Annotated in this window: 14 protein-coding genes; 12 read left to right on the top strand and 2 right to left on the bottom strand. The window is 30.1% G+C overall.

Going from position 1 to position 13,888, the window contains the following annotated elements; translation table 11 throughout:
* Positions 1-7: 7 nt before the first annotated feature.
* Genes F3K33_RS24635 through F3K33_RS24625 form a run of 3 tightly spaced genes read left to right on the top strand, consistent with a single transcriptional unit; the run spans position 8 to position 3,628 of the window.
* Positions 8-1,729: a methyl-accepting chemotaxis protein gene (locus F3K33_RS24635; protein ID WP_039773007.1), complete on the top strand. Its 1,722-nt coding sequence runs from the start codon at positions 8-10 to the stop codon at positions 1,727-1,729.
* Positions 1,730-1,744: 15 nt separating this feature from the next.
* Positions 1,745-2,560, top strand: a complete 816-nt coding sequence (locus tag F3K33_RS24630; protein WP_039773005.1) for a CheR family methyltransferase — start codon at positions 1,745-1,747, stop codon at positions 2,558-2,560.
* Positions 2,561-2,602: 42 nt separating this feature from the next.
* Positions 2,603-3,628 carry a protein-glutamate methylesterase/protein-glutamine glutaminase gene (locus F3K33_RS24625; RefSeq protein ID WP_017212172.1) on the top strand — a complete coding sequence of 342 codons (1,026 nt, stop codon included), beginning with the start codon at positions 2,603-2,605 and terminating at the stop codon, positions 3,626-3,628.
* 11 nt (positions 3,629-3,639) lie between these two features.
* Here the strand turns inward: F3K33_RS24625 and F3K33_RS24620 are convergent, their stop codons facing one another.
* Positions 3,640-4,296 carry a response regulator gene (locus F3K33_RS24620; protein WP_039773002.1) on the bottom strand — a complete coding sequence of 219 codons (657 nt, stop codon included), beginning with the start codon at positions 4,294-4,296 and terminating at the stop codon, positions 3,640-3,642.
* Between the two features lie 442 nt (positions 4,297-4,738).
* On the opposite strand from F3K33_RS24620, the gene F3K33_RS24615 reads away from it, so the two are divergent.
* The 9 genes from F3K33_RS24615 to F3K33_RS24575 all read left to right on the top strand — a co-directional run bounded on the left by F3K33_RS24615 (position 4,739) and on the right by F3K33_RS24575 (position 13,371).
* A complete protein-coding gene (locus F3K33_RS24615; protein WP_023975972.1) occupies positions 4,739-5,110 on the top strand; it encodes a response regulator in 372 nt (123 codons plus the stop codon).
* 98 nt (positions 5,111-5,208) lie between these two features.
* Positions 5,209-7,833 carry a methyl-accepting chemotaxis protein gene (locus F3K33_RS24610; protein ID WP_039773000.1) on the top strand — a complete coding sequence of 875 codons (2,625 nt, stop codon included), beginning with the start codon at positions 5,209-5,211 and terminating at the stop codon, positions 7,831-7,833.
* A gap of 34 nt (positions 7,834-7,867) precedes the next feature.
* Entirely contained in the window at positions 7,868-8,365 is a 498-nt protein-coding gene (locus tag F3K33_RS24605) for a chemotaxis protein CheW (protein WP_012060974.1), read from the top strand.
* A 15-nt stretch (positions 8,366-8,380) separates the two neighbouring features.
* Positions 8,381-9,985: a methyl-accepting chemotaxis protein gene (locus tag F3K33_RS24600; RefSeq protein ID WP_039772998.1), complete on the top strand. Its 1,605-nt coding sequence runs from the start codon at positions 8,381-8,383 to the stop codon at positions 9,983-9,985.
* A 41-nt stretch (positions 9,986-10,026) separates the two neighbouring features.
* Positions 10,027-11,499 (top strand): hybrid sensor histidine kinase/response regulator, encoded by a 1,473-nt coding sequence (locus tag F3K33_RS24595; RefSeq protein WP_039772996.1) that lies wholly within the window; start codon positions 10,027-10,029, stop codon positions 11,497-11,499.
* A gap of 26 nt (positions 11,500-11,525) precedes the next feature.
* Positions 11,526-11,933, top strand: a complete 408-nt coding sequence (locus F3K33_RS24590; protein WP_023975967.1) for a response regulator — start codon at positions 11,526-11,528, stop codon at positions 11,931-11,933.
* A 118-nt stretch (positions 11,934-12,051) separates the two neighbouring features.
* Positions 12,052-12,459, top strand: coding sequence for a bacteriohemerythrin (locus F3K33_RS24585; RefSeq protein WP_039772994.1), 408 nt, complete (start codon positions 12,052-12,054; stop codon positions 12,457-12,459).
* 33 nt (positions 12,460-12,492) lie between these two features.
* A complete protein-coding gene (locus F3K33_RS24580) occupies positions 12,493-12,720 on the top strand; it encodes a hypothetical protein (RefSeq protein ID WP_012060969.1) in 228 nt (75 codons plus the stop codon).
* A 93-nt stretch (positions 12,721-12,813) separates the two neighbouring features.
* Positions 12,814-13,371, top strand: coding sequence for a bacteriohemerythrin (locus F3K33_RS24575; protein WP_242976408.1), 558 nt, complete (start codon positions 12,814-12,816; stop codon positions 13,369-13,371).
* Between the two features lie 118 nt (positions 13,372-13,489).
* Here F3K33_RS24575 and F3K33_RS24570 read toward each other — a convergent pair whose 3' ends face one another.
* Positions 13,490-13,852, bottom strand: a complete 363-nt coding sequence (locus F3K33_RS24570) for an Hpt domain-containing protein (RefSeq protein ID WP_039772992.1) — start codon at positions 13,850-13,852, stop codon at positions 13,490-13,492.
* Positions 13,853-13,888: the final 36 nt, after the last annotated feature.

Genomic DNA, 13,888 nt, shown 5'->3' with positions numbered 1-13,888 from the left:
AAAGAATATGAGGTGGTTAAACAATATAAAGGTTGGAGCAAAATTAATAATTGGGTTCATAGTAGTGGCTTTATTAGCTGGAATAGTTGGTGTTATAGGAATTACAAAAATAAAAAAAGTGGATCAGAACTATACTAGCTTATATTTAGATTATGGAGTATCAATTGCTGATATTGCTAATGTATCCATATCATTTCAAAGACTTAAGATAAATTTGAATAATATTACAATGTATAGAGATGGAAGAGACATGAGTAATTATGTTAATAGAATAAAAAATTACGATGCAAAGATTCAGGAGAGTTTGAAAAAATTTGAAGAGTCAATTCAAGGTGAGGAAGCAAAAACTGAATTTTATAATCTTAATGCGATGTTAGATAAATATGATGGAATAAAAGATAAAATTATAGATTTATCTCTTTCAGGTAAAAATGATGAAGCGCTTGCTTTAATGGGGCAGGATTCAACACAAAAACTATCTGACCAAATAAATAATTCTGTAGATAATCTGTTCCAATTAAAGGAATCAGCAGGCTTTAGTAAATCAAATGAGTATTCTGCAGAGGTTAATAATGCTGTTGTGACTATGATAGTTGTAATAATAGTAGCTATAATTATAGCCATATCACTTGGCATTATTATTTCAAAAGCTATAAGTAACTCTATAGCGAAGCTTATGACTGTAACAAGTGAAATTAGTAAAGGGAACTTAGATGTAGAGATTATTAATGATTCAAAAGATGAAATTGGAATATTATCAGAATCAATGAAAAGAATGAAATATAGATTAAATGAAGTAATTGGTCAGATAGGATTTGCGGCAGAGCAAGTTACAGTTGGATCTAGACAAATAGCAGACTCAACTATAGCTTTATCGCAAGGGGCTACAGAGCAAGCAAGTGCTGTTGAAGAATTGACAGCTTCTATCGAAGAAATATCTTCTCAAATATCAGTAAATGCTGAAAATGCTAAAAAGGCTAATATTATAACAGATAGTACTAAAACAAATGCGGGGAAAAGAAATAATGAAATGAAATTAATGCTTAAGGCAATGGATGAAATTAATGTCTCTTCTAATAATATATCAAGAATTATCAAGGTGATTGATGAAATTGCATTTCAAACCAATATACTTGCTTTAAATGCTGCGGTAGAAGCTGCTAGAGCAGGTCAATATGGGAAAGGCTTTACTGTGGTAGCTGAAGAAGTTAGGAACTTAGCAGCAAGATCTGCAAAGGCAGCTAAAGAAACTACAGAAATAATAGAGGAATCAATTGTTAAAATTCAAGATGGAACCAATATAGCAAATCAAACTGCAGATGCGCTCGAAAGTATTGTTAGTGATATAGAAGAGGTTGCAAAAATAATTAATGGTATATCAGATGCATCTGAAGAACAAGCTACAGGAATTTCACAAATATCACAAGGAATAATACAGATATCACAAGTTGTACAAAGCAATTCAGCGACTTCAGAAGAAAGCGCAGCTGCAAGTGAGGAACTAGCAGGACAGGCAGAAGTTTTAAAGGAACAAGTTCAAATGTTTAAATTAGCAAGTGCTAGAAGTTCAATGACTAGCTTGGACAATAGCTATATGAACCATAGTATTCATGATGATATTAGTAAAAACACAAGAGATTTAAGTGAAACAAGAGATAAACACTTAGAGAGAAAAATATCAAATTCTAAAAAAATAATACTTAACGATAATGAATTTGGAAAATATTAGAGATAAGGTGATTATATGATTTCAATTACGGAAAAAGAATTTGCTCAATTATCCAACTATATAAAAGAGAACTATGGGATTAATCTCAGGGAGGAAAAAAAAATGTTGGTAATTGGAAGGCTCCATAATGTGTTAGCAGAGCATAATATAGAAGATTTTTCTCAATATTATCAATATGTAGTTTCTGATAAGAGTGGAAAGGCAGTTAGTACACTGCTCAATAAAATTACAACAAATCATACATATTTTATGCGTGAGAAAACACATTTTGACTACTTGAAGGAGAAAGTACTTCCTTATTTGATTAATTCAGTAAGAGACAAAGATTTAAGAATATGGTCAGCAGGATGTTCCTCTGGAGAAGAGGCATATACTATTGCTATGATATTAAGCGAATTCTTTAAACAAGAAAAGTTATGGTGGGATAAAAAAATACTAGCCACAGATATATCCGAAAAGGTATTAAGCATTGCTAAAAATGGAATATATCATAAAGAACAAATCGCACCCTTACCAGAGATGTGGAAGAAGATTTATTTAAAAAAATACGATGAGGAAAATTTCGTATTTTCAGAGAATATTAAAAATGAAATTATATATAGAAAATTTAATTTAATGGAGGATGTATTTCCATTTAAGAAAAAGTTCCATGTTATTTTCTGTAGAAATGTAATGATTTATTTTGATAATAGAACAAAGAATGAGCTAATCCGTAAATTTTATAACAGCATGGAGTACGGTGGATATCTTTTTATAGGGCATTCGGAATCACTAAGTGGTGATACAGCTGGATTTAAGTATATAATGCCATCTGTATATAGAAAGGAATAGACTTATCTTAAGATAATTTAAAGGGCTAAGAAGGTGAAGTTAATGAGATCAATTAGAGTTTTAATAGTTGATGACAGTATAGTATTTAGGGAAGCAATATCAAGAGGAATATCAACGGCACCTAATATAGAGGTTGTTGGAAAAGCGGTAGATCCCTATGATGCTAGAGATAAACTATTAGAATTAAATCCCGATGTTATGATTTGTGATGTGCAAATGCCAAAATTAAATGGTGTAGAATTCATTAAAAGGCTTCTTCCTCAATATAAAATTCCAATAATAGTTGTAAGTTCTATAAGCGATGTAGTCTTCGATGCTATGGATGCAGGAGCAGTAGACTTTTTAAGTAAGCCTGATGCTAGAACTCCTAATGGATTTGAAATTTTTATTAATGAGTTAATAATCAAAATTAGAGGAGCAGTAAATGTAAATCTATCTGCTAATTTAGGGCAAATTCCAAAGAGTGGTAGTAATAGGGGAATGGAAAAGAGCATAAATGTTAGAAATAAAGTGATTGCTATAGGAGCATCGACTGGAGGAACAGAAGCTATCTATAACCTATTAAAAAATCTTCCCAAAGATATTCCGGGGATAATTATAGTACAACATATACCACCAGTATTTTCTAAGATGTTTGCAGATAGATTGAATTTGCAAACGCATTTTACTGTTAAAGAAGCTCAGACGGGAGATACCATTGAGCCAGGTAAAGTTTTGATAGCACCAGGAGATAAACATATGAAACTTAAGAAGGCTGCGGATAAGTACATTGTAGAAACTATTCAAGGTAATAAAGTTAATGGACATTGTCCATCTGTAGATGTGCTTTTCGAATCTGTGGCTAAGGTGGCGTCAAAAAATGCTATAGGAGTTATTCTAACAGGAATGGGGCATGATGGAGCAGTAGGGCTTATGTCAATGCGAAGAGCAGGGGCAAGAACTATAGGGCAGGATCAGAAATCCTCTGTTGTATATGGTATGCCAAAAGTTGCTTTTGAAATTGGAGCCGTTGAAAAGCAAGTGGCTATTTCAAATATACCTAGTGTTATTTGCGATATGTTAAAATAAAAATGGACTATTTATACTAGTCCATTTTTTACAGCATAAACTGCAAGTTGAGTACGATCTCTTAAACTAAGCTTTGAAATTATTTCTGTAATAATATTTTTAACAGTACCTTCAGCAATAAATAAAGATGATGCAATTTCTTTATTATCTTTTCCATCAACAATCATAGATACTATTTTTAGTTCTCTTTCAGTTAATGAGATATTTATACCATTAATATCAATAATTTTTTTCTTAGCTTTTTTATTTTCTTTACGCAGATTTAATATCATAGGACTTAAGATATCTTTAGTAATTATGCCAAGCCCTAGTGAGGTGCTTTTTATAGATAGTATAAGTTCCTCAGTACTTATATCTTTTAAGATATATCCGTCAGCACCATTACTTATAGCATCTGTGACATCAGATTTATCATTAGATGCAGTTAAAACTAGTACCTTAACTGATGGAAGTTCTGCTTTTATTAGTTTTGTAGCTTCCGTACCATTACATATAGGCATAGACAGATCCATTAAAACAACATCAGGCATATATTCTTTACATAGATCATAAGCTTCATTTCCATTAGTAGCGCAAGCTACAACTTTTATATCACTGTTATTTTCAATTATGTTTTTAAAACTTTCTCGTAAAAGTTTCTGGTCTTCTGCAATAATTACTCTTGTCATATTCGAACCCTCTCTTTACCCAAATAAGCAATATATTAAATTTTCGTGAAAAATAGACAAATAATATTTATTAAATCTAATGAAAACACAGATTAACCGCTTGTAGATTCTAATATAAATTATAACATTTTACAAATACATGAACAATGTATAAAGCTAATCTTAATTAAACTAATAAAATTTTGTGTGTAAACTTTATTAGTTTAATTTTTAAATTGCAATTGTAAAGATTAGGGGACTATTCATGGTGAAAATCCTTATAAATGTCATCTATATGAAGTAGATTTTAAATAAAAATGCAATCGGCATATTTATACAAATTAATTGTGCAATTTGCATGATACTACATGACTTGTGGTACTACAAACCAATTTTAAAAACATTTAAAATAAAATTAAAGGAAAAGTGGTATTTTTATAGCATTTCATGGGGGTGAAATTATATGAAAAGAGTTTTAGTAGTAGATGATGCGGAATTTATGAGACTCGCTTTAAAATCTATTTTACAAAATTGCGGATTTGAGATCATAGGTGAAGCTGATACTGGTATAAAGGCCGTAAAACTATATAATTTATTAAAACCAGATATTGTGACAATGGATTTGACCATGCCAGAACTTGGGGGAGTAGAGGCAATAAAGATCATTAAGTCAATAGATGAAAATGCAAAGATTATAGTAATTTCGTCATTATCGCATGAAATCCAAGTTAAGGAGGCTATGCTAGCAGGAGCTATATCTTTTATAGTAAAACCTTTCAGGGAGGACATTGTATCTAAACAACTATTAAATATTGAAAGAAATATTAGAAAATAAAACTTTAATATAAGCATGTAATTGAAAGCATTAGGAAATTAACTTGAAATTTAAGATAACATCATAAGAGTAAATTTTATTAGATGGGATGGATTAAGATGTTTGAGGTAAGTAATCTGAAAATAAAAAATAAAATTGGGTTAATATTTACAGGTATTATAGCTATGGAAATTGCTTTGTTTGCCGCATTTAATATCGGAGTGGGAAACGTGGCAGATATAAAAGAAATGCGAATTAATATGATAATAATATTACTGTTTTCTATAATAATCACAGTAATCATGGGATTATTACTAATAAATTTCATCTACAAACATATAAGAAAAATTAATAATATTGCAAGGAAAATTGCTAACGGAGAATTTGACGAAGATATACAGGTAGATTTTATTGATGAATTCGGGGATCTAGCTAATTCACTTAAACAGATACAAAAAAATATAAATAATCTGATCGATGATTCTAATTTAATTGAAGATTGCATTAAAAAAGGTAATTTTGATATAGCTTTAGATTTATCAAAATACTCAGGGGCATGGGGAAATGTACATAGGAAGAGTTTAGCAACAATGAATGTGTTTATAAAGAATATTAGAGCAACTTCACATTACATAGAAAAGATAAGTAAAGGAGAATTCAATGAGAAATACACTAGGGAGGAAATAGGATCATTTAATGTTATAAAAATAAGCATTAATAAACTTATAGATAATCTCAATAATGTAATGGAAAATATTCATTGGTTCAAAGAAAGCTTTAGATTAGGGAATACAAGAGATAAAATAGATGCTACAAAATTTCAAGGCTCTTATAAAGAAATGTTGGAATGTATTAATGATACTACATGGATATCGATAGAAGTATTTATTAAGTTATTTGCAGTGCTTAAATCATATTCAAAAGGAGATTTTACAGCTGAGCTTGAAAAATTCCCAGGAAGGTATGGATTAGTAAATGAGCATATAGAAGACTTAAGAAATAATTTATTAAATATATCTAAGGAACAGATTAATATAGCCAATGAAATTAAATCAGGAAATTTAGCAAAAAGGATAGATTCATCCAAGTTTAATGGATCATGGGCTAAAATGATTGATGGAATTAATGATGTAATTGATGCGTTTGTTGAACCTATTAATATCACAGCTGATTACGTGAAAAGGATAAGTAATGGGGATGTACCAGAAAAGATTAAAAATGAATACCAAGGTGAATTTAATAAGATAAAGAACAATCTGAATACATTAATTGATACTTTAAATTTATTTGTTAAAGAAGTTAATTGGATGAATGATACATTTAAATTAGGTAATACAAGAGATAGAATAGATGTTTCAAAATTCGATGGAGTATATAGGCAAATGGCTCAAAGTGTTAATGATGGAATGTGGATATCTATAGATGTATTAATAAAAATATTTGCAGTATTAAAATCTTATTCAGAAGGAGATTTCTCAGTTGAGCTTGAAAAATTGTCTGGAAGATACGGAATTGCAAATGAAAGTCTGCATGGATTAAAATCTAATATTCTTAAAGTTGTTGATGAACAAATAATGGTTCTTTCAGCAGCGGCTGAAGGAAATTTAGATATTAGAGGTGAAAGTGAAAAATATACAGGAAGCTTTAAAGAACTCATAAGTATAATAAATAAAGCTGTTGATGCTTTTGCTAAGCCAATAGGAGAAATAAAAAGTGTTTTAGAAGAGATGTCAAAAGGTAATCTCAATGTTCGCATTGAGAATTCTTATAAAGGTGATTATGGAAATATAATGAACGCTTTAAATTTATCTGTACAAGAAATTAATCAAGTACTTACTGATATAAATATATCAGCAAATGAGGTGGCTTCGGCATCAATACAAGTCTCAAATGCAAGCCAAAACCTATCGCAAGCATCTGCGGAACAAGCAAGTGCTGTGGAGGAAGTAACTGCTTCGCTTTCAGAGATAGGAGAACAAACAAAATTAAATGCTATAAGTGCTAATGAAGCTAATGAGCTGGCTACAAAAGCAACAACGAATGCTATTAATGGAAATACAGAAATGAGTACTATGCTAAAGGCTATGAATGAGATTAATGAAGCATCTGAAAATATTTCTAAAATAATAAAAGTGATAGATGAAATAGCTTTCCAAACTAATATATTGGCTCTTAACGCAGCGGTAGAAGCCGCAAGGGCAGGACAGCATGGAAAGGGATTTGCGGTAGTTGCTGAAGAGGTTAGAAATCTTGCAGGTAGAAGTGCAAATGCGGCTAAAGAAACAACAGCTTTGATAGAAGGGTCAATAAGAAAAGTGAATTCTGGAACTCAAATAGCTAACAATACAGCAGAATCACTAAATTCAATAGTTAAAGATATCAGTAGTACTTCTGAGATAGTAAGAAAAATAGCAGCATCTTGTAACGAACAGGCAACTGCAGTATCACAAATAAATGAAGCGATTGAACAAATATCGAGAGTTACTCAGATAAATTCTGCGACATCCGAAGAAACTGCCTCTTCGAGTGAAGAAATGTCTAGCCAGGCAGAAACTTTGAAACAAAGGGTTGCTCAATTCAATCTAAAAAAGAGAAGTTCAAATAAAATATTTTTAGACAGCATAGAAGAAAAGGAAGCATCAAGGCTAGAAAATGCCATAGAGGAGAGAGAATTTGGACAAACATCTAATATAAGAAAAAAAATTAGTATTAATTTAGATGACACAGAGTTTGGAAAGTATTAGTATCGATTTCTAGTAGAAGAGAGGAAGTGTTAGCATGAATACAAACATAATTAATGATAATGCAGATATGGAAGAAGATACTCAGAAGGGAAAATACCTCACATTTATACTTGATGATGAATCTTATGGTATAGGAATAAATAATGTTACAGAGATTATTGGAATACAACCTATAACTTTGGTTCCAGAACTTCCAGATTATATAAGAGGAATTATTAATTTAAGAGGAAAAATAATTCCGGTGATGGATGTGAGATTAAGATTTAAGAAGGATTTTAGGGAGTATAATGATAGGACTTGTATAATCGTAATAGATATTAATGACTTATCAATAGGTCTTATTGTTGATAGTGTTTCTGAGGTTCTAATAATACCAGATCAAGACATTGTACCTCCACCTAATCTAAGCAAAGTTAGCAATAAGTACATAAAGGGGATAGGAAAAATAGATAATCAAGTTAAATTAATTTTAGATTGTAATAAGTTAATAAACGATGAGGATGCTGAAACCCTAAATAACATTGAACAATAGAGGGAGGACATTATTATGAAATGGTTCAAAAATATGAAAATAGGTTTAAAAATACTTCTGGGATTCTTATTTGCAGCTTTTATTGCAGGTATTACGGGGATATATTGCATTTCTAATATAAATAAAATTAGTGATCTTGATACTAAATTATATGATAAAATGACTCAGCCATTGGGAGATGTTATTGAGGTTTCAAATGACTTTAATAATATAAGAGCTAATACTAGAGACATTTTGCTTTCAGATAATACAGGGGAAATTCAAGATTATATTAGTGGAATTAAGGACAATAGCGATAAGTTTGATTATAGCTTAAATAAATTGTCAGAAACAACATTAACTATTGAAGGAAAAAAGGCTATTGAGGAGATAAAGGTTTCTAAATCAGAATATATGAATCTTATAAGTAAAATAACTCAACTAAAGAATCAAAATAAAAATCAAGAAGCAATTAATATTTTATATTCAGAGGGAAAACCAGTTTTAGAAAAGTTACAGTCAAATTTAAAAACATATACAGATTTAAAACTAAAGATAGCTAAAGAAACTTCGGATGGTAATAGCAAAACAGCAGATAACACAACATTATTAACAGCAATAATATTAATTATAGGAGTAATTTTATCAATACTAACAGGAGTATTTATCTCTTTATCTATAAGTAGACCAGTTAATAAGATAATAAGAATAGCAGATAAAATTGCAGATGGAGACTTCAATATAAGTGTTAATATAGAGAGCAAAGATGAGATCGGATTATTGGCTCTTTCTTTTAAAAGAATGGCTGAAAAATTAAATAATACTATCTGCAATATAAATTCAGCAACAGAACAAGTTTCAGCAGGGGCAAAACAAGTTTCTGATTCAAGTGTAGCACTTTCAGAAGGGGCTATGGAACAGGCTAGCTCCATTGAAGAATTAACAGCATCTATTGAAGAGATATCTGCCCAAACAAAAATGAATGCAGAGAACTCCACAAATGCTAATGAAATTGCTGTTAGCGCAAAAATAAATGCTCAAGAAGGATATGAGCAAATGAAAGCAATGAAAATAGCGGTAGAAGATATAAACAATGCTTCAACAAGTATATATAAGATTATAAAAGTTATTGATGAAATTGCATTTCAAACTAATATTTTAGCTTTAAATGCGGCGGTTGAAGCGGCAAGGGCTGGACAGCATGGAAAAGGTTTTGCAGTGGTTGCAGAGGAAGTTAGAAATCTGGCAGCAAGATCTGCAAAAGCTGCAAAGGAAACTGCAGAGATGATTGAGGGCGCTATTAGAAAGGCAGAAATGGGAACTAAGATAGCAAAACAGACATCTGAAGCACTAAATAAAATTGTAGAAGATACTGTGAAGGTTGCTGAATTCATAAATCAAATAGCAGTAGCTTCAAATGAACAGGCAGAAGGAATATCTCAAATTAATCAAGGAGTTATTCAGATATCAGCAGTAGTGCAAACTAATTCAGCGACAGCAGAAGAAAGTGCATCTGCAAGCGAAGAGTTGGCATCTCAAGCAGAGATGTTGAAAGATCAAGTTTCAAAATTTAAATTAAGGGAAACTAAAAGCTGTTTAGTAAATAATTCAATTAAAAACATAGATTTTGATATGATGTAAAAATATGAATGATTTAAAATTAGTTTCATGGAGTGAAGCCTATGATAAATGATATTAGAGTTTTGATAATAGAAGATTCAAAAGCCTCTTTGAATTTTGAGGTAGCACAACTTAAAAGAAGTGGTTTCAATGTAGACTATGAGCAAATAGAAAATGCAGAAGATTTAAGAAAGGCGTTAAATTGTAAGGAGTGGGACATAATTCTATCTGATCATGTAATGCCAAATTTTAATTCTATTGAAGCATTGAAAATATTAAATGAAACAAAGTTAGATATACCATTTATTATAGTATCAGGTGAAATTGGGGAGGAGACAGCTGTTGAAGCCATGCGTGCTGGATGCAAGGATTATATCATGAAGGATAAAATGGCACGTCTTGGAATGGTTGTAAAAAGAGAACTTAAGGATTTGCATGAAAGAGTTGAGAGAAAAAGAGTAGAGGAAGAGATGAGAAATCTTCTTATAAGGTCAAAGGAAGAAGCAGAAGCAGCAAATAAAGCAAAAAGCAATTTTCTTGCAAATATGAGTCATGAGATAAGGACGCCACTTAATGGTGTTATAGGGATGATTGAGCTTACATTAATGAATAGTGAGTTAAAAGATGAATTGAGAGAAAATCTTCTAATTGCAAAAGATAGTGCTTATTCATTGATTAATATTGTGAATGCGATACTGAATTTTTCAAAATCAGAAGCAGGAAAAATGGAATTGAGGGAATCGAATTTTAATCTTAAAAATTTGATATATAACACACTTAAAATCTATTCATACGATGTAAGAAAAAAAGGAATTACCCTAGAATACAAAGATTCAGATGAAATTCCGGATTTATTGTATGGAGATTCTGAAAAGTTACAACAAATACTTAATAATTTGATAAGCAATGCAATAAAATTCACAGATGAAGGAATAATTTCATTAATAATAAAAAAAGAGCAGATAATAGGGGAAAAGGTTATTTTAAGGTTTTTAGTTAAAGATACAGGAATAGGAATTAGTGAAGAAGATAAGAATTTATTATTTAAAAGTTTTAGTCAATTAAATAATTCTTATTCCCGTGAATATAATGGAACTGGATTAGGACTTGCATTTTCAAAACAATTGGTTGAAATATTGGGGGGAGGGATTTGCGTTGAAAGTCATATGGGACTAGGAAGCACATTTAGTTTTACAGCGGCTTTCAGACTAGTAAAGAGAGGAAAAGTGAATATTAATTCACATGAATTACAAGAGAAAAGAAATTTCGAAAATTCGAATGAAATAAATAGAAGCACAGAGTTAAACACAGAATTAAGAAGATTAGTTGAAAAAATGGATGAGGCAAATAATGATCTAATCAAAATTGAGAAGATAGCAGAGATTATAAATAACTCTATAGTTATTTCTAAATTTGATGAACTAGTGATGATGGGATTTAAGTTAAAAGCAAATGCACGAAGGGGAAATGAGGAAAAAGTAAAAGTGACTTTTGAGCAATTGAGAGAACACATTATTAGTCTAATGCATATATAAAATTTGGGTTGAAAAGAGGTTGGTATATGAGAATTCTTATTGCGGAAGATGATTATGTAAATAGACGGTTTTTATTTAAGTTTTTTTCACAATATGGCGATTGCGATATGGTAGTTAACGGAGAGGAAGCAGTACAGGCATTTATGTTTTCAGTGGAGGAGAAAGATCCATATGATGTTATATGTCTTGACATAATGATGCCAAAGTTAGATGGGTTAAAGGCACTGAAGATGATTAATTCAATTGAGAAAGAAAAACAAATAACCTATGAAAATTTGTCTAAAAAATTTGTAATTACGGCCTTAGATAATGCAAAAGATGTTCAAAATGCTTTTGAACTAGGGTGTGAAGTGTATGTAACTAAGCCAATAAATACTGATAAATTAATTGAGGTTATGAAAAAATTAAATTTAGATATAGATGATAAAAAATAATTTAAATTATATGGATATTTGGTATAGGCAAGGGTGTTTTAAAGTGTATTCGTATAGAAGATATTTTTATATAAAGGAAGTAACTTATTAAAAGTAATTTATGAGAGGGTGTTTTATTATGAATTTAAATTGGGACAATAATTTAGCAACGGGGATTGTAAATATCGATAATCAACACAAAGAACTATTTGATCGTATTAATAAACTATTGATTGCCATGAAAGAAGGAAAGGGTAAGGATGAGGTTATAGGAACTTTAAATTTCCTTGAAGATTATGTTATAAAGCATTTTACTGAGGAAGAAGAAATCCAAAAGAAAAATAATTATCCTAAATATAGCATTCAACATAAGCAACACGAAGAATTTAAAGATGAGCTTAAAGAATTGAGAAGAACCTTTGAAAATAATGGAACATCTGCATTATTTGTGATAAAGGTACAAAATAGAATGTCAACTTGGTGGAAGAGTCATATACGGGATTTAGATAAGGATTTAGGAAAATTTTTAATAGAAAATTCTAAATAATATTAAGATATTTTGGATAAGGGGGATACATATATGAGAAGTTGGGTTGTAAATTTAAATTTGAAGTTTGTAAATAAATATAATGTTCCATTCAATAGTTTCGTTATTAAGGCAGAAGAAAAGGAAGAATTTCTAGTGAAAATGGATAGGGTATTAATAAAGGTTATGGAGTTAGTCAAATTTGAAATTGATGATATATCACCATTTGATTACAGAGAATTACCAGAAGAGATTGTTAATGAATATATTTGTGTAGATTAATTATGCTAAACATTTAAAATCTTAGGGTGAGGAGTATATATAGATAATGATATTTGGGTATAGAAGTATAAATTATGAGAGGGTGTATGAAATATGTATGAAGTATTGAAAAAGGATGAAAGAGGATTAATAAATAATAAAATAGCGTCATCAATGGTAAAGTTTATTCATGAAGATAATGATTCGGTTATTATGGATATTAGCAGAATCAATATTAGTGGTGAGGTACTTATGCATTTTATGAATTCAAATTGGGATGCTGTGTTATCCACTGGAGTTGATAATATCGATAGACAGCATCAAGAATTATTTAGATTAATTAATAATTTGGTAAGTGCTATGAATGAAGAAAAAAGCAAGGTAGAGATTATTAAGGCGTTGGATTCTCTTGAAGAACATGCAATTCGTCATATTAATGAAGAAGAAGCAATTCAAAAGGAAAATAACTATCCAGGATTAGATATTCAGCAGATGCAGCACGAAGAATTCAAAGATTGCTTAAGGCACATAAGAAGCTTCTTAGAAACCAGAGAAATATCAACATTATTTATTATACATATGCAAGAAAAAATATTTAAATGGTGTAGAAAGCATATGCTAACCACAGATAAAGATTTAGGAGAATTCCTAATAAATAGTCGCAGAAATTAGCTGATAATTTAAAAGGATAGTACTAAGAACGAAAATAGAACCTATGAAATAGATACTCTGAAAAGAGCTATTTCATAGGTTCAGTTTAAATAATTCTTTAGTACCGTCTTTTTTTTATTTATATGAGTATAGACATCTCATAAAAGAAGCTTCTGATTTTTTTTAAGGCTATGGAGATGACAGTAAGTAGATTACTTAAATGCGGTTCGATATTATTATAATTGCTATTTTTCAATAAATTATTAATTTTAGTAGTTTCCTCATAGACATCAGTTATTCTATAATTTCCGGAAAGACCTTTTAAATTATGAATTATTTTTTGAATATTTTTTAAATCACTTCCAATCATGGCGGTCTTTAACTCTGATAGTGCTAGATTAAATTCATTAATCAATTCAGCATAAAGTTCTGACACTTGTTGAAGATTAAGTCCTAAATCATTTGAAAAACCAATTATGTCATAATTTTTATCGTAATTCATAAATTATATAGCTCCTCTTTCTTAAAATATAGTATG

Source organism: Clostridium beijerinckii (assembly GCF_008705175.1).
Taxonomy (GTDB): domain Bacteria; phylum Bacillota; class Clostridia; order Clostridiales; family Clostridiaceae; genus Clostridium; species Clostridium beijerinckii.
Note: the sequence above shows the minus strand (reverse complement) of the source record. Positions and strands in the feature narration are given on the sequence as shown.

Coding starts and splice junctions, on each gene's coding strand:
- F3K33_RS24610 (WP_039773000.1), top strand. CDS start 5,209: ATGTTTGAGGTAAGTAATCTGAAAATAAAAAATAAAATTGGGTTAATA.
- F3K33_RS24620 (WP_039773002.1), bottom strand. CDS start 4,296: ATGACAAGAGTAATTATTGCAGAAGACCAGAAACTTTTACGAGAAAGT.
- F3K33_RS24585 (WP_039772994.1), top strand. CDS start 12,052: ATGAATTTAAATTGGGACAATAATTTAGCAACGGGGATTGTAAATATC.
- F3K33_RS24630 (WP_039773005.1), top strand. CDS start 1,745: ATGATTTCAATTACGGAAAAAGAATTTGCTCAATTATCCAACTATATA.
- F3K33_RS24575 (WP_242976408.1), top strand. CDS start 12,814: ATGTATGAAGTATTGAAAAAGGATGAAAGAGGATTAATAAATAATAAA.
- F3K33_RS24595 (WP_039772996.1), top strand. CDS start 10,027: ATGATAAATGATATTAGAGTTTTGATAATAGAAGATTCAAAAGCCTCT.
- F3K33_RS24635 (WP_039773007.1), top strand. CDS start 8: ATGAGGTGGTTAAACAATATAAAGGTTGGAGCAAAATTAATAATTGGG.
- F3K33_RS24570 (WP_039772992.1), bottom strand. CDS start 13,852: ATGAATTACGATAAAAATTATGACATAATTGGTTTTTCAAATGATTTA.
- F3K33_RS24590 (WP_023975967.1), top strand. CDS start 11,526: ATGAGAATTCTTATTGCGGAAGATGATTATGTAAATAGACGGTTTTTA.
- F3K33_RS24615 (WP_023975972.1), top strand. CDS start 4,739: ATGAAAAGAGTTTTAGTAGTAGATGATGCGGAATTTATGAGACTCGCT.
- F3K33_RS24625 (WP_017212172.1), top strand. CDS start 2,603: ATGAGATCAATTAGAGTTTTAATAGTTGATGACAGTATAGTATTTAGG.
- F3K33_RS24580 (WP_012060969.1), top strand. CDS start 12,493: ATGAGAAGTTGGGTTGTAAATTTAAATTTGAAGTTTGTAAATAAATAT.
- F3K33_RS24605 (WP_012060974.1), top strand. CDS start 7,868: ATGAATACAAACATAATTAATGATAATGCAGATATGGAAGAAGATACT.
- F3K33_RS24600 (WP_039772998.1), top strand. CDS start 8,381: ATGAAATGGTTCAAAAATATGAAAATAGGTTTAAAAATACTTCTGGGA.